The sequence below is a fragment of the Streptomyces sp. NPDC127114 genome (assembly GCF_042677525.1).
Classification (GTDB): domain Bacteria; phylum Actinomycetota; class Actinomycetes; order Streptomycetales; family Streptomycetaceae; genus Streptomyces.
Genome location: NZ_JBHXTJ010000045.1, coordinates 21851 through 40266, shown reverse-complemented (window position 1 = coordinate 40266; position 18416 = coordinate 21851). Strand labels below are relative to the sequence as shown.

Here is an 18416-nt window from a genome sequence, read left to right as displayed (position 1 = left end):
GGAGAGGCATGGCGTCACCAGCGACCACGCACACCACCTCGGCCCGCCGCCCGTCCGGCCGCGCGCGCCCGTTGGGCGGACTGGTCATCGCCGTCGCCGGGCCCGCCGCCCTGACCGGTACCGCGGCCGACCACCTGCGCCGGCTCGGGGCCGTGGACCCGCGCCCGGCGTCGGAGAGGGAGGCGGAGAACCGGGCGGAGGCGGCGGATCCGGCGTCGCGGGCGGCAGGCGCCGGGGAGATCGTGCTCGCCGGCGACGGCTTCGCGCCCGTCACCGCCGTCACCACCTGGGGCGCGGCGGGCTCCGGCATCGAGGACGAGGCCACCGCGCAGGCCGCCACCGGCGTGATGGCGGTCCACGGCCGCCGCCACGGAGCCCCGCGCGGACTGGGCGTCGACTACCTGGCCACCGCCACCGGCGTCCTCGCCGCACAGGGCCTGCTGGCCGCACTCGTCGGCCAGGCCCGAGGCGTGACCGCGACCGCCCGGAGCGGCGGCCGGTCGCCCGGCACCGCCGTGGCCACGGGCGCCCAGGCGGCGTGGGTGACCGCCTCCGCCGACCGCGCCGGCCTGCTCGCCGTCTCCCAGTACCTCGCCGCCGCCGGCGCCGACGAACCCGAGGCCGTCGAACCCGCCACCTGCGGACCCGCCCCCGGCGAGCCCACCCCCGGCGGACCGCCGTTCACCTCCGCCGACGGAGTCCTCTTCGAGCTGGAGACGCTCGATGCCGGGGCCTGGCTCGCGTTCTGGCGCGCGCTCCAGGCTCCCGCAGACGCGATACGAGCGGGCTGGCGGCCCTTCCAGTTCCGGTACGCCACCGCCTGCGCCCCCTTGCCCGGCGCCCTCCACGAGGTGACCCGGCGCCACACCTGGCAGCGCATCCGGCAGGCCGCCGCGGCCGTCGGGGCCACCGGGGCGGCCGCAGTCACCGGGGCGGCCGCGGTCACCGGGGCGGCCGCGGCCACCGGAGCGTCCGCGCCGGCCGGGATCGAGGTGTGCCGCCTGCGCACGCTCGCCGAGCGCGCCCGCGAGGACGACGGCGCCGACCCGTGGCACCTGCGCTCCCTGGGAGCGGGCCGAACCGCCCTCGGCGTGCCGCCCGCGCCTGGTCTTCCCCTCGCCGGCGTAACCGTCCTGGAAGCCGGACGGCGCATCCAAGCACCGCTCGCCGCCCACCTGTTGGGGCTGCTCGGCGCCCGGGTGATCCGGATCGAGCCGCCGGGCGGCGACCCGCTCAGGGGCATGCCGCCGACCTGCGCCGGAGTCTCCGCCCGCTGGCTCGCGCTCAACAGGGGAAAGGAGACCGCCGAGTTCGACATCAAGTCGCCCGCAGACCGGCGACGGCTGCGCCAACTCGCCGCCGACGCCGATGTGTTCCTGCACAACTGGGCTCCCGGGAAGGCCGCCGCGCTCGAACTCGACGCCGAGCACCTGACCGCCGTCAACCCGTCCCTCGTCTACGCCTACACGGGAGGCTGGGCCGACCGGCTCGACGACGCGCCCATGGGCACCGACTTCATGGTGCAGGCCCGCACCGCCGTCGGCGAGGCCGTCCACCCGGCCGGCGAACCGCCCGTACCGTCCCTCATGACGCTCCTCGACGTCCTGGGCGGACTCCACGGCGCCGAAGCCGTCCTCGCCGGCCTCCTCCTGCGCGAGCGCACCGGGCGCGGCGTACGCGTCGACTCCTCGCTCCTCGGCGCCGCCGACACCCTCCTCGCCCCGGCCCTGCGCAGAGCCGCCGCCGGAGCCGACCCCCGGCCGCCCGCCGGATTCCGCCACCCGCTCCCGGCGTCCGACGGCTGGATCGCCCCGACCGACGCCTGCCTCCGCGCCGCCGCCGCGTACGACCTGCGCGGCATGTGCGCCGAGGACGCCCTCGACCAGCTGCGCGCCCACGGCCTGACGGCCACCGCCGTCACCACCGACCTCTCCGCCCTCCACCACGACCCGCGCCTGTCCGGCCCGATCGGCCGGGACGCGCACGGCGCCCCCGCCGTTCCCGAACCCTGGAGCTTCGCGTGACCGTCGCCCTCAACGACCTGCTGCCCGCCGGACTCCGCCGCTCGTGGGCGGCCGACGGCACCTGTCCCGACCTCGACCTCTACAGCCTGTTCCGGGCCAGACAGATCGCCGACCCGCACCGGACCGCCGTCCTCGACGCCAAGGGCAAGCTCTGTTACACCGCACTCGACCGCAAGGTCCGCGCCCTCGCCGAGGGCCTGCGCGGGCTCGGGATCCGGGCCGGAGACGTCGTCGCCGTACAGCTTCCGGACGCGCGTGACGCCGTCGTCACCGACCTGGCCGTCGCCGCCCTGGGCGCCGTCGCCCTGCCCTTCCCGGTCGGACGCGGTCCCGCGGAGGCCGAGTGCCTGCTGCGGCGGGCCGAGGCGGTGGCGGTCGTCGCCGCCACGGAACACCGCGGCAGGACGCCGGCCGCCGACCTCCGGGCCCTCGCGCCCGCGCTGCCGGCCCTGCGCCACGTGATCGCCACGGCCCCGGACCACCACGCCGCGGCCCGTACGGAACCCGTGGGCGCCCGCACACCCACGTCGGCCCGCGTGCCCGAGGGAACGATTCCCTTCCGCGCGCTGCTGCGCACCGACCCCGCCGGCTTCGTTCCGGCCCGCCCGGATCCCGACGGTGCCGCCCGCATCCTCGTGTCCTCCGGATCGGAGGCGGAGCCGAAGATGGTCGCGTACTCGCACAACGCCCTGGCCGGCGGGCGCGGGAACTTCCTCGGCTCCCTCATGCCCGACGGCACCCCGCCCCGCTGTCTCTTCCTGGTCCCGCTCGCCTCGGCCTTCGGCTCGAACGGCACGGCGGTGACCCTCGCCCGCCACGGCGGCACGCTCGTGCTCCTCGACCACTTCACGCCCGAGGCCGCGCTCGCCGCCGTACGGGAACACCGTCCGACGCACGTCCTCGGCGTGCCCACGATGATCCGCATGATGCTGGAGGCCATGGAGGCCATGGAGGCCATGGAGGCCATGGAGGCCATGGGGGCCGTGGAGGCCGTGGAGGCCGTGGGGGCCGTGGAGGCCGTGGAGGCCATGGAGGCCGTGGGGGCATCGGGGGCCGTGGAGGCATCGGAGGCGCCAGAAGCTCCGGCGGGTTCGTTGCCGTGCCCGCGGCCGGGGCCGGCGGACCCGCTGCCCGCCCCGACCGCGCTCGTCGTGGGCGGCGCGCCCCTCGACGAGACGACCGCGAAGGCGGCGGCCGAGGCCTTCGGCTGTCCCGTCGTCAACCTCTACGGCTCGGCCGACGGCGTCAACTGCCACACCGGCCTCCGGCACACGGTGCCGCCCACCGACCGCACCGGAGTCGTCGCGGGCCACCCCGATCCCCGCGTCGCCGAGATCCGCATCGCCGACCCCGAGACGCACGAGCCGCTGCCCGAGGGGCAGATCGGCGAGATCGTGTCGCGCGGGCCGATGACCCCGCTCTGCTACGTGGCCTCCCCGGACCTCGACGCCCGCTACCGCACGCCCGAGGGCTGGGTGCGGACCGGAGACCTCGGCTTCCTCGACGACGAGGGCGTGCTGCACGTCGTCGGGCGCCTCAAGGACGTCGTGATCCGCGGCGGCGCCAACATCAGCCCCGCCGAGGTCGAGCGGGAGCTCGTCTCCCACCCGCTGGTGCGCGACGTCGTCTGCGTCGGCGTGCCGGACCCGCTGATGGGCGAGCGGCTCGCCGCCTGCCTCGTACCCAGGGGCGACCGGGCCCCGGACCTCGCCGAGCTCGGCGCCCACCTCGCCGTGCGCGGCCTCGCCCGCCACAAGCACCCGGAGCACCTGCTCGTGCTGCCCGAACTGCCCCTCACGGCCGCCGGCAAGCCCGACCGCGCGGCCCTGCGCCGCACCGTCAGGCCGTCGCTCGACCGATCAGGTCCGTCACTCGGTGTGCGAGGATGACGCCACCGTAGGTGTTGATCTTGGAAGGGGGCCTTGCACGCTGATGGCTCGTTGTTCCGCCCGCATACCGTGCCGCAGCTCGTCGAAGGCCGCGGACGCCACCGTCGCCCGGACCGTCGGCCCCGCCGACGGCAACGAAGGGCGTCCGTCATGCCGTTGACCCGCCGTACCGTCCTGACCGCCATGGTCGCGGCTCCGGTCCTCGCTCCCGCCGGAACCGCCGAGGCGGCCGCCCAGGCAGCCGGCCAACAGGCTGCCCTCCCAGCGGCCCTCGCCTCCGAGGGCCTGCCGGGACCCGTCTTCAACGCGCGCAACAGGTTCGACCTGCGTGCCCGGGCCGTCGACCTGTTCGGCAGGGAGATCCTGCTCAAGCAGGGCAGGGTGCACCAGCAGGTCGCCTTCGACCCGGTGACCGGCCTCGCGTACGTCACGCAGGTCATCAGTGACGGTCGCCGGCTCGCCGACGAGACCGTGACCCTGCCCGAAGGCGAGCGCGCCCGCCGGGGCGACCTGTGCGTCAACGAGGTCGCTCCCGACGGCACCGTACGCGCCGTCATGTACCTGAGGGGCTTCGGCCACGGCGGCGGGCTCGGCGTCGAACACGCCGACGGCCGTCCCTGGCTCTGGCTGGAGACCGACGCGGACCCCGTCACCGAGGGCAACGCCTACGGCAAGCACATCGGTCGCGTCGCGTTCACCCCCGACGCCGTCGTCGACGCGGGAAGCCCGCTGATCGAGGTCTTCGACCCGGTCCCGGGATCCGTCCGCCTCACCCCGTCCCTGGACGTCGCGCACGGCCGGATCGGGGTACGGCACGGGGCGCCCGGCGCCGAGGAGTACCGCGTCTACGACCTCGACGCCTTCAAGAGCCGGGCTTTCACCCCGCTGCACGCCTTCCCGGCCCGCTACCGCACCCAGGCCTGGTGTCTCTACGGGGACCTCGTCCACCAGAACGAGGGCAGCGCCTACGGCGACACGAACCCGCGGCCCGGCAACTCCTGGTGGAACGTCTACGACATCACCACCGGCCAGATCATCGAGCGGAGCTTCAACACCACCGCGCTCGACCTGTCCCACCGCGAGACCGAAGCCATCACCGTCCGCCAGACGCCCGAGGGGCCGCAGCTCGTCTTCGGCTTCGCCACCCGAGAACCAGGACCGCGCCAGATGGCCCTCTACGGCATCACCAGCACCACCGACGGCACCGGCGACCACGTCCCGTGGACCGAACTGGACTACGACACCGCCGTCTACGCGCCCAACTCCGGCAACTACGTGCCCCAGTACCGGCAGGTCGGCAACCGCGTCGACCTCCACCTCCGCCTGTACCGCAAGGACGGTGCCGCGTGGGGCAACGGCGAGACGGTCCTCACGCTCCCGCCGCACATCCGGCCCCACCGGACGCAGGGCATGGTCGGCCAGACCACCGGCTCCGGGGTCACCGGCTCCTTCACCCTCCGGTGGGAGGTCCTCGCCGACGGCCAGCTGCGCATCTACGACCAGCGCGCGTTCACCGGCTGGATCGGTCTCGACGACGGCTACTTCACCAGCTGAGCCGGCCGCGCCGCGGCAGGTGTGATCACGGGGAGGGCGGACTCTGTTCGCCCCGGCGACTGCGGCCCTCCTTCCTCCTCCCTCGTCAGGCCCCGGACATGGCCTTCCTCAGCTCGGTCGCCGCTGCGCGGTACACCGCCAGCAGGTCCAGGTCCTCGCCCGGGTAGTTCGCGATCTCGATCTGGCGCGCGCCGGCGTCGGGCAGCACCGTGCCCGTCGACATGTGCGCGTTGTCGAGGACGTACGCGGGCTTCCTCGCCGACAGGGAGGCGAGCTGGGACGGGGTGACCGGCTCCGGGCCGTACGTGCCCACGGTCGTGGCGCCCGCGAGGTCCGCCGCCCACGCGGTGAAGACCTGGGTGACGACGGCCGGACTCCGGCCGCCGGGCCAGGCGGACCTCAGCTCTCCGTGCAGCCTGGCGACCTCGCCGTCGAGCCGGGTCTTCCACCGGACGGCGGCGTCCTTCGTGCCGAACAGGGAGCCAAGCCGGGCGACTTCGGCGCCGGCCCTGGCCGGGTCATTGTCCAGGTTCACCTCGACCAGTCTCGCCTTCGAGCCGGCCGCCTCCCTGATCTTCCCGGCGTACGGCTCGAAGGGCGCGTACAGCACGAAGTCGGCCTCGGCGACCGCGGCGAGGTCCGAGGGCTTCGGGTCGTGGTCCGGCGCGTGGTGCACCGAGCGCGGCACGATCACCGTGACGTCCTCGGCCCCGGCTGCCTTGGCGAAGGCGCCCTCCCAGGTGGTGGTCGCGACCACCACCGGCCCCCGCCCGCCGGCCCCGGGCTTCCGCGGGTCCGGCGCGTCCTCGCTCCCGCACCCGGCGAGCAGCGGGACCACGGCGCTCAGTGCGACGAGGGCGACGAGGGAAACGAAACGGACACGGGTGCGCGCCATGAGCGGTCTCTCCGTTCGGGGACGAGGTGCGCGGCGAGGACCACGGCCCCCGCCGTCAGGACGAGGACCGGTCCGGGAGGCCAGTCCAGCCACAGGGCCAGCAGGAAACCCGTCAGGTTGACGGCGACGCCGATGCCGACCGCCCACAGGGTGATCGACCGCAGCGACCGGCCGAGCCGGCGGGCGGCGAGGGCGGGCAGCAGGGTCAGGGCGTCGACCAGGAGCGCGCCGGTCAGCTTGATCGCCCCGGCCACGGCCACCGCCACCAGCACGAGGAGCGCGGCGGTCAGGAACCGGACCGGAACGCCCGAACACTGCGCCAGCTCCCGGTCGTACAGCAGCAGAGCCACCTCGCGGCGCCGCCACCAGAACAGCGACGGCACGACGACGGCGAGGGCGCCCAGGACCACGAGGTCGGCGGTGCCGACGGACAGGATCGAGCCCCACAGCAGGGCGAAGGCCCCCGAGGCGTTGACGCCGGAGACGGCGAGGACGAGCAGTGCGGCGGCGACGGCCAGGCTCATCAGCAGGCCCATCGCGCCGGACAGTCCGTCCGGCGTACGGGCCAGCGGCGCGACCGCTGCCCCCGACAGGGCGCAGGCCACCAGCGCGCACACCATCGGGTCGAGACCGGTCAGGAGACCGACCGCGATGCCGAGCAACGCCACGTGCATCATCGCGAACCGCACCGGCATGATGTCCAGGCCGACGATGACGACGCCGATCACCGGCAGCCCGACGGCCGCGAGGAGCAGGGCCGCGCCCGCCCGCCGGACGGGCACGAGCTGGATCAGGGCGCCGAGATCGGCCGTGGCGAGCGTGTTCACCGCACCTCCCGCAGCCGGCCCGCGGCCATCTCCAGGACCCGGTCGCAGCGCGCGGCGAGCGCCCGGTCGTGGGTCACGACGACGAGCGTGACCGGAAGCGCGGTCAGCACGTCCGCCGCCTCCTCCTGGCCATCGAAGTCGAGCGCGGCGGTCGGCTCGTCGGCGAGCAGCACCTGCGCGCCAGCCGCCACGCAGCCGATGGACCGCGCCAGGTACATGCGCTGCAACTGCCCGCCGGACAAGGTGTCCACGGGTCTCGCCGTCAGCGCGCCGACGCCGAGCCGCTCGGCGGCCCCTGCCGCCTCCTCGACGGCCCCGCTGCTGCCGAGGAGTTCGTCCCCGCGCAGGGGGAAGCGGCCGGTGGCCGGCTTCTGCGGGATCCAGGCACACGCCCGGCGCCGCCACGCCCACTCGGCGGCGGAGCGCGCCTCGCGCCCGCCGACCTCGATCGTGCCGCTCGTCCGTGCGTGCAGCCCGAGCACCGCGCGCAGCAGCGTCGTCTTGCCGGAACCGTTGGTCCCGGTCAGCGCGACCCGTTCACCGGCGGCGATCTCCAGGTCGACGCCGGTGACGGCCTCGTTGCGGCCGTGCCGGCAGGCGACTCCGCGCATCCGTATGTCCAGTCCGCCCATCCGCCGTCTCTGCCCCCGCCCCTCACTCGCGTTGCCGTACCGGGTCGCCGTACGGCGGTCGCCGCGCCGGGTTCGCCGTGCCGCGTTCGCGGTGCCGGGTCGCCGCCGTACGGCGTTCGCCGTGCCGATGCGGTGAGGGAGTCGGACGGAAGGCGGCCGGAGTTCCCGTGGGGCCGACGCGGATGCGTACGATGAGCAGCCGCCCCGGGCGCGGGACGGGCGGTGACGGCACGGAGGACGACGGCGTGGTGGAGCGGAACGAGGGCGGGGCGGGTCCCGCACCGCGCAGGCGCGGACAGGGCGAACTGGAGGCCCAGGTGCTCGCCATGCTCCGCAGCGCCCCCGGGCCCGTGCCCGTCGCCTGGGTGCAGGAGCGCCTCGCCGGCGACCTCGCCTACACCACCGTCATCACGATCCTCACCCGGCTGCACGGGAAGGGCGCCGTGGCCCGCGAGCGGGCCGGGCGGTCCTTCGTCTGGACCGCCGTCGCGGACGAGGCCGGGCTCGCGGCGCTGCGGATGCGCAAGGTCCTCGACGCCGAGGCCGACCGCGAGGCGGTCCTCGCGAGCTTCGTCACCGCGTTGTCGCCGAACGACGAGCGGCTGCTGCGCGAACTCCTCGCCGACACCTCGGAGGAGGCTCCGGGCGAGGCGGAAGACTGACCGTCATGGGAGTCTTCGTCTTCCTTCCGCTGGTCCTTCCGCTCACCGCCTGGCCGGTGGCCCGGCTCGCCGAGCAGCGCCTGCACCCGCGCACCGCGACCCGGCTGCTCACCGCCGTCGCCGGTGTCCTCGCCGTGTGCAGCACCCTCTGCCTCGGACTCCTCATGATCGTCGGCACCGCTCAACTGCCGGGAAACCCGCTGCCCGACGGCTGGTCGGACCCGGAGGTACGGGCGGCCGTCCCGTACGACGAGTTCGCGGGGCCGGCGGCCATCCCCGCGCTGCTCGCGGTCCTCGTCTCCTGCGCGTCGGCGGCCTGGCGGCACGTCCGGGTACGCCGCGGGGCGGAGGGCGCCCTCGCGGGACTTCCGGCGCGGTCCGTCGCGGTGATGCCCGACCCCGACCCGTACGCGTACGCCCTGCCCGGCCGCCGGGGCCGGACCCCGGACCGCGTGGTGGCCAGCACCGGGATGCTGACCGGGCTCGGCCCGGCCGAACGGCGGGCCCTGTTCGCGCACGAGCGCGCGCACCTGAAGGGACGTCACCACCGCCATCTCGTCGTGGTGCACCTGGCGGCCCGCGCGAACCCGTTCCTGCGGCCGCTGCGCACCGCCGTGACGTACACGGCCGAGCGGTGGGCGGACGAGGAGGCGGCGGCCGAGGTGGGCAGCCGCCGCACGGTGGCACGCGCCATCGGCACCGCGGCCCTGATGTCCCGGGGCCCGCTCACCGCCACCCTGCCCGCCCTCGCCCAGGCCGGCCCGGTGCCCCGCCGGGTGGCGGCCCTGCTGCGGCCGGCCCCGGCGGCGCGCGCGTGGCCGTCGGCGTTCACGACGGCGGGGCTCGCCGTGTGGGGCGCCGCGGCGGGGGCGACCGTCTCGGCGCTGTCCTCCGCCAACTCCGCCGTCACGCTCTTCGCCGTCCTGCGCGCGGCCACGCCGATGTAGCGACGGCGGCGCGGCTACAGGTCGAACTCGTGCGGCGGCAGACCGAGCGTGAAGCAGGCCTCGCGGACGACGGCCTGTTCGGTCTTGTCGAAGTCGCCGTCCGCGCCGCCGATGACGATGCCGATCTGCACGACGGCACGGGCCTCGGCCGGCTTCTTCTTCGCCTTGGCCACCTCCTGGAGGACGCTGACCTTGCCGAAGTCGAAGTCGGCGGCCAGCTTGTCGAGGTTGTCGTCGAAACGACGCTGCAGATCGCTCGCGTCGAAGTTCTGCAGCACTTCGTTGGAGGCGATGAGCTGGGCGACACGACGCCGCTCGGAGGGGTCGACGGTCCCGTCGGCGGCGGCGACGAGCGCACACATCGCCATGCTCGCGTCTCGGAACGCGCCGCTCTTGAGGTCGTTCTTCCGGGCGATCAGCTGGGTCTGCATCGTCGATGCGGACTCCTTGATGCGGTCCCACAGGGCCATGGTGCGGTACTCCCGACGTCGGTCGATCAACTTCTACGTGCTTGTAGAACGAAGCTCGCCGGGGAGGAGTTCCCGGGTCAGCGCCGGTGGTCGCCTTGCGGCGGGCCGACGGGCAGTTCGGCCCACACCGTCTTGCCGTCCTCGCGGTACCGCACGCCCCAGCCCTCGGCCAGGGTCGCGGAGATGTGCAGGCCGCGGCCGCCCTCGTCCGAGGCCTTGGCGTGGCGCAGGTGGGGCGCGACGAGGGCGGCGTCGTCGACCTCGCAGACGACCGTCGTCTCGCCGCGGATCAGCCGCAGGGTGATCGGCGCGGCGCCGTACCGGACGGCGTTGGTCACCAGCTCGCTGACGACGAGCTCGACCGGGAACACGTCGGCCTCCGGCCACCACTCGCGGACGCGCTTCTCCGCGTGCCTCCGGGCGGGCCCGACCGCCGGGAGCTCGGCGGGCACGTCCCATGCGGCGAGGTCGTGCGCGGGCAGGCGCCGGGTGCGGGCGACGAGCAGCACACGGTCGGGGGAGAGGTGCGGTGCCACGTCGTTCGCCATCGCCTCCGGGCCGCGGCGGGCCTCGGCGAGCGCGGCGACCAGTTCGGCGGCGGTCGGGCCCTCGTCCTGCGACGTGGCCGGCGACGCCAGGCAGATCGTGCTCCCCTCCGGCAGGACGAGACTCGTGCTGGCGAACGGAGGCCCTTCCTCGCCGAGCAGCGGGCCCTCGGGAAGCGGCGAGGTGTCCACCGAACCGTCGGGACGCACGATCGCGAGGAGCGAGGAACCCGCCCGCGCGATGTCCAGCCGCCCGGTGACCGGGTCGTGCACGGCGAACGTGCAGTGCGCCGTCGGCTCGTCCGCGCCCGCGCCCGCGCCGCCGTCGCCCGCGCCGTGCGGGCTGCGCGGGCTGCGCGGGCCGCGTGTGCCGCGTGTGCCGTGTGTGCCGTGTGGCGGGTCGCCGGCGCCGCTGGGGCCGCTGGGGTGGGTGGGGCCGCTGGGGTGGCTGGGGTCTTGGTCGCAGCCCGGGCCTTCCGTGGTTTGCGGGCCGCCCGCCGCGTCCATCGCCGTGCCGGTGCCGGTGCCGGTGCCGGTGCCGGTGCCGGTGCCGGTGTCGGTGCCGGTGTCGGTGCCGGTGCCCCGGCCCGTCGGCCCGCCCGCCGTCTGGGCCTCCGCGCCCGGCTGTTCGCGGGCGAGTCGCCGGACCGTCGCGTGGAGGCGGGCGAGCAGCTCGTGCGGGTCGAGGTCGAGCGTCGTGAGGCTGTGCACGGCGGTCCGCAGCCGGCTCATCGTGGCGACGGCGCTCAGTCCCGGGTGCTCCACCTGGCCCACCACCAGCGCCACCCGCGCCCCGGGCAACGGCAGCGCGTCGAACCACGAGCCGGCCCCGCTGCCCCCGGCCCTGCGCCGCTGGGCGATCTCGGCGGCCCGCTGCGTCTCCCGCTCCTGCCGCAGCGGCCAGCTCTGCAGGGCCGTCATGACGATGTGCTCGCGGGTGAACCGCAGCGCGTTCTCCAGGCTCGCCGCGGCACGCGTCGTGATGCTCTCCGCCAGGTCGAGATCGGCCGCCAGATACGGCTCCGAGCCCGGCCGCCGCTCGAAGGACACCGCACCCAGGACCAGGCCCCGTACCGTCAACGGCGCCACCAGCCGTACCCCGTCCGCCGCGGGGACCAGCACGGGCCCGTCCGGCAGCGGGGAGCCGAACAGGCCGGGCAGGAGCACGCAGCCCGCCGTCGGCACCGGCGTCCCGGGATCGGCGGCACCGACGGCCGCGCAGCGCATCAACAGACCGTTCCCGCCCGCGAGTTCCGGCGCCCTGCCCTGCAGAACGGCGTCCGTGAGCGCCACGACGACCGCGTCCGCGAAACCGCCGTCCAGCGCGACCTCGACCAGCTCGCGGGCGGTCCGCTCCACGTCCAGCGTGCCGCCGATCCGTTCCCGCGCGTCGTACAGCAGCCGCAGCCGGGCGTTCGCGCGCTCCCGGTCGGTCACGTCCACCGTGGTGGCGACGAGACCGGCGGCCCGGCCCGCGTCGTCCTCGAGGCGGTAGACCGACACGGAGAAGACGTGCTCGTGACCCGGGTCGGAGGGAGGGGTGCTGCGCAGCAGCGTGTCCCTCAGCGGCTGGCCGGTCGCCAGCACGTCACGCAGCGCTTCCTCGTCGACGGTCACGCCCAGCGCCTCGTACGCCTCGGCCGCCGTCCGCCCGACGACGCTCTCCTCGGGCACGCCGCGCATGCCGACGGCCACCGGGTTGACCCGCACCACCCGCAGATCGGTGTCGAGGACGTGCAGTCCCACGTCCGACTGGGTGAAAACGGCGTCCAGGATCGCCTCCCCCAGCCGCGGAGCCTCCTCGCGGCTCTCCTCGTCCTTCGGCTCCGGCACCGGGACCTCCTCGCCTCGGACCCGATCGGCTCCCCCGACCATCCTGCGGGGTGGCGGCCGGATCGGCACGACGAGCGGTTCTGTATCCGGGACGTATCGGCGGGCGCTCGGCTGCGCGTCGATACGTACGGTCCCGGGGCGAGGGGGCGGACCTGAGCGCTGTCTGCCGTATCGTTCCGTCAGATCCGTCTCTTCCGTCTCTTCCGCCCATTCCGTCCATTCCGTCCACCTCCCCTTCTTCCCGTCGTTCCGTCCGCCGACCGAGAAACCGGAGCCTCCCCGTGTCCTCGCCCGCCCAGGCCGCGTCCGCCGCGCAGCCCGTCCGCGTCCTGCTCGTCGAGGACGACGAGCTGATGCGCCGCTCCTTCGCGGTGGCCCTGGAGCGCTACGGGTACGAGGTGCGGGCCGCGGCGGACGGACTCACGGGCCTCGAAATCTTCCGGGAGAACGCCTTCGATCTGCTGGTCCTGGACGTGATGCTGCCCGGCCTCGACGGGATCGGGCTGTGCCGCAGGGTCCGGGAGACCAGCCTCGTGCCGGTGCTGATGATGTCCGCCCGCGGCGACGGGCTCGACGTCGTCGCCGGACTCGAGGCCGGCGCGGACGACTACGTGGTCAAGCCCGTGGAGACGTACGTGCTGGTGGCCCGCATGCGTTCGCTGCTGCGGCGGGCGACGTACGCGCCCGCCCCGGCACCCGGGCGGACCACGGGCGGAGCCGGTCCGGCCGAGGGCGGCGGCGGGCCGGGCGAAGGCGACGTGCTGGAGTTCGGTGACCTCAGGATCGACACCGCCGGCATGGAGGTGTTCGTCTCGGACCGCCTGGTGGCCCTGACCCCGACCGAGCTGAAGCTCCTCCTCGCGTTCGCCGCCCACCCCGGTGTGGTCCTCGAACGGCACACCCTGCTGCGGGACGTCTGGGAGTACGGGTGGGACGGCGACAGCCGCGTCGTCGACCTGTGCGTGCAGCGGCTGCGCCGGAAGCTGGGCCGGGACCGGATCGAGACGGTCCGGGGCTTCGGATACAAGTTCCGGCGGTGAGGCGTGCGCCCGCCTCGCCCGTCCCGCCCGCCCCTCGCGCGTCGCCCGTCCCGCCCGCTCCTCGCGCGTCGCCCGTCCCGCACGTCCCTGCGCCGCAAGATCGTCGCGCTCGTCGCCGCCACGGCCTTCCTGATCGTGGCGGCGGTCGGCCTGCTCGTACACCTGTGGACCGCGCAGGACATCCGCAGTCGCGGTGACGCGCGGGCCTTCAACTCCCTGTACGCGGCCATGGACGTCTACCGGCGCACCGGCACGCTCACGGACGGCGCCGAGCTCGACCCCGCCGACCTGCCCGCCACGCTGCGTACCCCGGCCGACGACAGACGCCACACCGCGTACGACGGGCACGTCGACGGAAACGTCGGGCCGACCGTCTGGGCCGCCCAGCGGACCGGCGGCCCGGGCAGTCCCGTCCTCGCCGTCCAGATCAACCTGAACCCGGACCACGCCAACCTGGCGCGGCTCGACATGGCCATGGTGGTGGCCTCGCTCGCCGCGCTCGTGGCAGCCGCACCTCTGGCCGTCTACGGATCGGGCCTCGTGGCCCGCAGACTGCGCCGGGTCGCCGAGACCGCGGCCCGGATCTCGGCGGGGGACCTCGACGCCCGCACGGGGGCCACGAAGGGCCGCGACGAGGTCGCCGACATCGCCGCCACCGTCGACCGCATGGCCGACGCCCTCTCCGAGCGGCTGCGCGCCGAGCGCCGGTTCACCGCGGACGTGGCCCACGAGCTGCGCACCCCCGTCGGCGGACTGCTCGCGGCCACCGACCTGCTGCCGCCCGGCGAGACCGAGGACCTGCTCCGGGCCCGGGTACGCGATCTGCGCGGCCTGGTCGAGGACCTCCTGGAGATCTCCCGGCTGGACGCCGGCGCCGAACAGCCGGTCCGCGCCCGGGTGCCGCTCGCCGCCGTCGTCGCCGACGCCGTGGCCCGTACCGGCCTGGAGACGGAGTTCACTGAGACCGCCGAGACCGCCGAGGCCTCCACCGCGGCCACCGCGACGGGGCAGGTCGTGGAGACCGATCCCCGCCGTCTGGAGCGGATCGTCGGCAATCTCGTCGTCAACGCCCACCGGCACGGCGCCGCCCCCGTCCAGGTCACCGTCCACGGACGCACGGTCGTCGTCCGCGACCACGGACCCGGCTTCCCACCGGAGGTGCTGCGCCACGGCCCGCGCCGCTTCCACACCGGCGCGCGGGAACGCGGCTCCGGCCACGGCCTCGGCCTGACCATCGCCCTGGGACAGGCCCGCGTCCTCGGCGCCGCGCTGCGCCTCGCCAACGCCCCGGACGGCGGCGCCGTCGCCACCCTGCGCCTGCCGGCCTGACCGGCGCCGGGCGGCGGCACGAGGGAGGCGCCGCTGCAGACCTGCCGCGGCAGACCTCGCTACAGAGACCTGCCGCTACAGACCTGCCGCACGGCGGAGCGCTCGCCGATACACGGCCGCCCAGGTCCCGACACGTATCCCGGACACCCTTCGACGTGCGCCTTTCCGTACGAGAAGAGGAGTCCGCATGACATCCGTGCCCGTGACCACCGACCCCCTGCTGCCGTACCCGACGCCCGGCATCGCGGCCGCCACCACCGACCTCACGAAGGTCTACGGCAGCGGCGACACCCGGGTCGTCGCCCTGGACCGGGTCGACATCGCCTTCCGGGAGGGCGAGTTCACCGCGATCATGGGGCCGTCCGGGTGCGGCAAGTCCACCCTCATGCACTGCGCGGCCGGACTCGACGCGCCCACCTCCGGTTCCGTACGCGTCGGCACCACCGAGCTGAGCCGCCTGAACGACCGTCAGCTCACCCAACTGCGCCGGGAACGCATCGGGTTTGTCTTCCAGGCGTTCAACCTCCTCCCGACGCTGACCGCGATCGAGAACGTCACGCTGCCGATGGACATCGCGGGACGCCGCCCCGACCGGGAGTGGCTGGAACGCGTGATCTCCATGGTCGGCCTCGCCGGGCGCCTGGGTCACCGGCCCGCCCAGCTGTCCGGCGGCCAGCAGCAGCGCGTCGCGGTCGCCCGCGCCCTGGCCTCCCGGCCCGCGATCGTCTTCGCGGACGAGCCCACCGGCAACCTGGACTCGCGCGCCGGGGCCGAGGTCCTGGGCTTCCTGCGCGACTCGGTGCGCGAACTGGGCCAGACCGTGGTCATGGTCACCCACGACCCGGTCGCCGCCGGCTACGCCGACCGCGTGGTGTTCCTCTCCGACGGCCGCCTGGTCGAGGAGATGACGCGGCCCGGCCCGGACCGGGTCCTGGACCTGATGAAGAACCTCGGCGCCCGCAGCGGCTGATACCCGCGCCGGCTGATACCGGCACCGGCTGATACCCGCGCCGTCCGGCCTCCGCCCGCCGACCCCCGCTCTCCTCCCTCCGTACCTCCCCTCCCTCCGTACTTCCCTTCCCCTCCCTCCGTACCTCCCCTCTCCGTACCTCTCCTCTCCCCACCTCTCCTCCTCCCAGGCGAAAGCTCCCCATGCTGAGAACAGCCCTGCGCAACATCCTGGCCGCCAAGGCCCGACTGGCCATGACCGTCCTCGCCGTCTGCCTCGGCGTCGCGTTCGTCAGCGGCACCCTCGTCTTCGCGGACTCCACCGCCGCCGCCCACCGCGCCGCCGCGTCGAAGAGCTTCGCCGGGATCGCCGTCACCGTGACCGAGAAGGCCCCGCTGCCCGGCGCCGCGGACCGGCAGCGGAGCGGCGTGCTCGACGACGCGCTCGTACGGAAACTGGCCCAGGTGCCCGGCGTCGCCGCGGTACGGCCGTCCGCCGACGGCTCGGCGATCCTGAACGCGGCCGACGGTTCCCCGCTGCGGGCCGACCGGGCCTGGTCACACCTGGCCGCCGCCTACGTGCCAGCCGAGGACGTGCCCGCCAAGGACGGCACGGACAGCCGCTATCCGCTGGCCGAAGGCCGCGGCCCCGTGAGCAGCGACGAGATCGCGGTCGACAGCGGCACCGCGGCCGCCGGCCGCTTCCGCGTCGGCGACACGATCACGCTGGCCACGGACGGCCCGGTCATGACCAAGCGGCTCGTCGGCATCGTCACCACCGACGACCCCCGGGTGACCGCCGGCGGCACCCTCGCGCTGTTCGACAAGGCGACCGCTCAGCGGCTGTTCGCGACGCCGGGCCACTACACCGGCATCGACCTGTCCGCCGCGCCCGGCACCACCGCGGGCGAACTCGCCGACCGGGTCACGGCCGTGCTCCCCCCCGACCGTGCCGAGGCCACCACGGGAGCCGCCCAGGCGGCGCAGCAGGCGGTCCTCGTCGACACCCTGACCCGCGGCTACGAGAAGGTGCCGATGGTGTTCGCCGGAGTCGCGCTGTTCATCGGCTCCTTCCTCATCGTCAACACCTTCACCATGCTCGTGGCGCGGCGCACCCGTGAGACCGCCCTGCTGCGGGCGATCGGCGCCTCGCGCCGCCAGGTGTCGCGCGCCGTCCTGCTGGAGGCCCTGGTGGTCGGTCTGGTCGCCTCGGCGGCCGGCTTCCTGCTCGGCCTGGGCGTCGCCGCCGTCCTGCCCGAGGTCCTGAGCAGCGGCGGGAACACCCTGCCCCGCGGCCCCCTCGTCATCGGCCCGCTCCCGGTCGTCGCGGCCTTCGCCGTCGGTGTCGGCGTCACCGTGCTCGCCGCCTGGCTGCCGGCCCGGCGGGCGGCGCGGGTCGCACCGGTCGAGGCGATGCGTACGGCCGAACAGCCGCCCGCTCTCCCGCGGTTCGGGCTGCGTGGCGCGGTGGGCCTCGGCCTCCTCGTCCTCGGCGCCGGATGGCTCGTCTCGCTCAGCGGCGCGCAGGACGCGTCGGAGGAGAACCTGCGGAGCGCCATGGCCGGCTGCGGCCTGCTCGTCGCCGCCCTGATCGTGCTCGCGCCGCTGCTCGCCGGCCCGGTGATCCGGCTGACCGGGCGGCTGACCGGCCGCCTCGGCGTCACCGGCCGGCTGGCACGCGAGAACGCGCTGCGCGACCCGCGCCGCACCGCGGCCACCGCCGCCACCCTCCTGGTCAGTACCGCGCTCGTCGCGGGGCTCGCCGTCATCGGCAACTCCACCGGGCAGGCCCTCGACCGCCAGGCCGCGGCCGGCCTCGGTGCCGACCACGTGATCAGCACCCGCTCCACCATGACCGGCATCGACCCCGCAGCCGTACGGCGGCTCGCCGGGACGCCCGGAGTGCGGACGGCGAGCGCCGTCACCGACTCCACCATGTTCACCGGTGGCGGCGTCAGGCAGATCTCCGGCGTCGACCCGGCCACCGTCGACGACACGATGAGGCTCGAGTTCGTCTCCGGCTCCGCCGAGGGCCTCGCACCGGGCCGGATCGCCGTCTCCGCCACCCTGGCCAGGGAGAACGGGGTGACGACCGGAGACGTGCTGAACGTCAGCCTGGGGCGCGGCGACCGGTTCACGAAGGTCACCGTCGCGGGCGTCTACCAGGACAACCCCACGGCACGGGACGCGCTCGGCGTCCGTTCCGAGGTCGCGGGGAACAGCCTCCTGCCCGGCTCCGTCCAGCGCGTCCTCCTGCGCACGGACGGCACGGTGTCGAAGCCGGACCTGGAGGCACGTCTGCGCACCGCCGTGGACAACAACCCGCTGCTGAAGGTGCAGGACCGCGACGAGCTCGTCCGCGAGGCCGCCGGCACCATGACCGACCTGCTGAGCGTGATGTACGGGATGCTCGTCATCGGCGTCGTCATCGGCGCGCTCGGCATCGTGAACACGCTGGCGGTGTCGGTCGCCGAACGCACCCGTGAGATCGGCGTGCTGCGGGCCCTCGGCATGGACCGCGCCGCCGTCCGCCGGACGATCCGCCTGGAGGCGCTGACCGTCGCCGGCCTCGGCACCCTCCTGGGCCTGACGGGCGGGCTGTTCGGCGCCTGGGCGGTCGGATCGCTCGCCAACGGCGCGGTCGAGCAGTACTCCCTGGCCGTTCCCTGGGGAACGCTGCTCCTCGTCTGCCTGCTGTCCCTCACGGTCGGCACCCTCGCGGCGGCCGTCCCTGCCCGCAGGGCGGCGGCCTTGAGCCCGCTCGAGGCCGCGGCCTAGGACCCGCCCCGGTCCGCCGGCGCACCTGCGGGCCTCCGAAGGT

General features: G+C 75.1%; 14 protein-coding genes. 9 read left to right on the top strand and 5 right to left on the bottom strand.

The genetic code is table 11. From position 1 onward, the window contains the following. The first annotated feature begins 8 nt into the window (after positions 1-8). The 3 genes from ACFVGS_RS31305 to ACFVGS_RS31295 all read left to right on the top strand — a co-directional run bounded on the left by ACFVGS_RS31305 (position 9) and on the right by ACFVGS_RS31295 (position 5467). Entirely contained in the window at positions 9-2024 is a 2016-nt protein-coding gene (locus tag ACFVGS_RS31305; protein ID WP_385695210.1) for a CoA transferase, read from the top strand. Next, positions 2021-3913, top strand: a complete 1893-nt coding sequence (locus ACFVGS_RS31300; protein ID WP_385695208.1) for a class I adenylate-forming enzyme family protein — start codon at positions 2021-2023, stop codon at positions 3911-3913. Before ACFVGS_RS31305 ends, ACFVGS_RS31300 begins: the two co-directional genes overlap by 4 nt. Before the next feature lie 150 nt (positions 3914-4063). Then, positions 4064-5467: a signaling protein gene (locus ACFVGS_RS31295; RefSeq protein WP_384410603.1), complete on the top strand. Its 1404-nt coding sequence runs from the start codon at positions 4064-4066 to the stop codon at positions 5465-5467. Positions 5468-5552: 85 nt separating this feature from the next. On the opposite strand, the gene ACFVGS_RS31290 is transcribed toward ACFVGS_RS31295, so the two are convergent. From ACFVGS_RS31290 to ACFVGS_RS31280, 3 genes are read right to left on the bottom strand one after another with little or no spacing between them, the layout of a single operon-like run. Continuing rightward, a complete protein-coding gene (locus tag ACFVGS_RS31290) occupies positions 5553-6362 on the bottom strand; it encodes an ABC transporter substrate-binding protein (protein WP_385695205.1) in 810 nt (269 codons plus the stop codon). Beyond that, positions 6311-7189 (bottom strand): metal ABC transporter permease, encoded by an 879-nt coding sequence (locus tag ACFVGS_RS31285; protein ID WP_385695202.1) that lies wholly within the window; start codon positions 7187-7189, stop codon positions 6311-6313. Before ACFVGS_RS31285 ends, ACFVGS_RS31290 begins: the two co-directional genes overlap by 52 nt. Further along, entirely contained in the window at positions 7186-7821 is a 636-nt protein-coding gene (locus ACFVGS_RS31280; protein ID WP_385695200.1) for an ATP-binding cassette domain-containing protein, read from the bottom strand. The genes ACFVGS_RS31285 and ACFVGS_RS31280 overlap by 4 nt, the downstream gene beginning before the upstream one ends. 191 nt (positions 7822-8012) lie before the next feature. Between ACFVGS_RS31280 and ACFVGS_RS31275 the strand changes: the two genes are divergently transcribed. Then, positions 8013-8483: a BlaI/MecI/CopY family transcriptional regulator gene (locus tag ACFVGS_RS31275; protein WP_385695198.1), complete on the top strand. Its 471-nt coding sequence runs from the start codon at positions 8013-8015 to the stop codon at positions 8481-8483. A 5-nt stretch (positions 8484-8488) separates the two neighbouring features. After that, positions 8489-9430 carry a M56 family metallopeptidase gene (locus tag ACFVGS_RS31270; protein ID WP_385695195.1) on the top strand — a complete coding sequence of 314 codons (942 nt, stop codon included), beginning with the start codon at positions 8489-8491 and terminating at the stop codon, positions 9428-9430. Positions 9431-9444: 14 nt separating this feature from the next. Here ACFVGS_RS31270 and ACFVGS_RS31265 read toward each other — a convergent pair whose 3' ends face one another. Beyond that, complete coding sequence (locus ACFVGS_RS31265; RefSeq protein WP_384410775.1) at positions 9445-9900, bottom strand: tellurite resistance TerB family protein; 456 nt, start codon at positions 9898-9900, stop codon at positions 9445-9447. Positions 9901-9977: 77 nt separating this feature from the next. Continuing rightward, a complete protein-coding gene (locus ACFVGS_RS31260) occupies positions 9978-12278 on the bottom strand; it encodes a SpoIIE family protein phosphatase (protein WP_385695192.1) in 2301 nt (766 codons plus the stop codon). Between the two features lie 353 nt (positions 12279-12631). Between ACFVGS_RS31260 and ACFVGS_RS31255 the strand changes: the two genes are divergently transcribed. From ACFVGS_RS31255 to ACFVGS_RS31240, 4 genes are all read left to right on the top strand, one after another. Further along, positions 12632-13318, top strand: a complete 687-nt coding sequence (locus ACFVGS_RS31255) for a response regulator transcription factor (protein ID WP_385695248.1) — start codon at positions 12632-12634, stop codon at positions 13316-13318. Positions 13319-13321: 3 nt separating this feature from the next. Next, complete coding sequence (locus ACFVGS_RS31250; RefSeq protein ID WP_385695190.1) at positions 13322-14647, top strand: ATP-binding protein; 1326 nt, start codon at positions 13322-13324, stop codon at positions 14645-14647. A gap of 187 nt (positions 14648-14834) precedes the next feature. Beyond that, positions 14835-15617: an ABC transporter ATP-binding protein gene (locus ACFVGS_RS31245; RefSeq protein ID WP_385695188.1), complete on the top strand. Its 783-nt coding sequence runs from the start codon at positions 14835-14837 to the stop codon at positions 15615-15617. Positions 15618-15799: 182 nt separating this feature from the next. Further along, positions 15800-18373 (top strand): ABC transporter permease, encoded by a 2574-nt coding sequence (locus ACFVGS_RS31240; RefSeq protein ID WP_385695186.1) that lies wholly within the window; start codon positions 15800-15802, stop codon positions 18371-18373. The last annotated feature ends 43 nt before the right edge of the window (positions 18374-18416 follow it).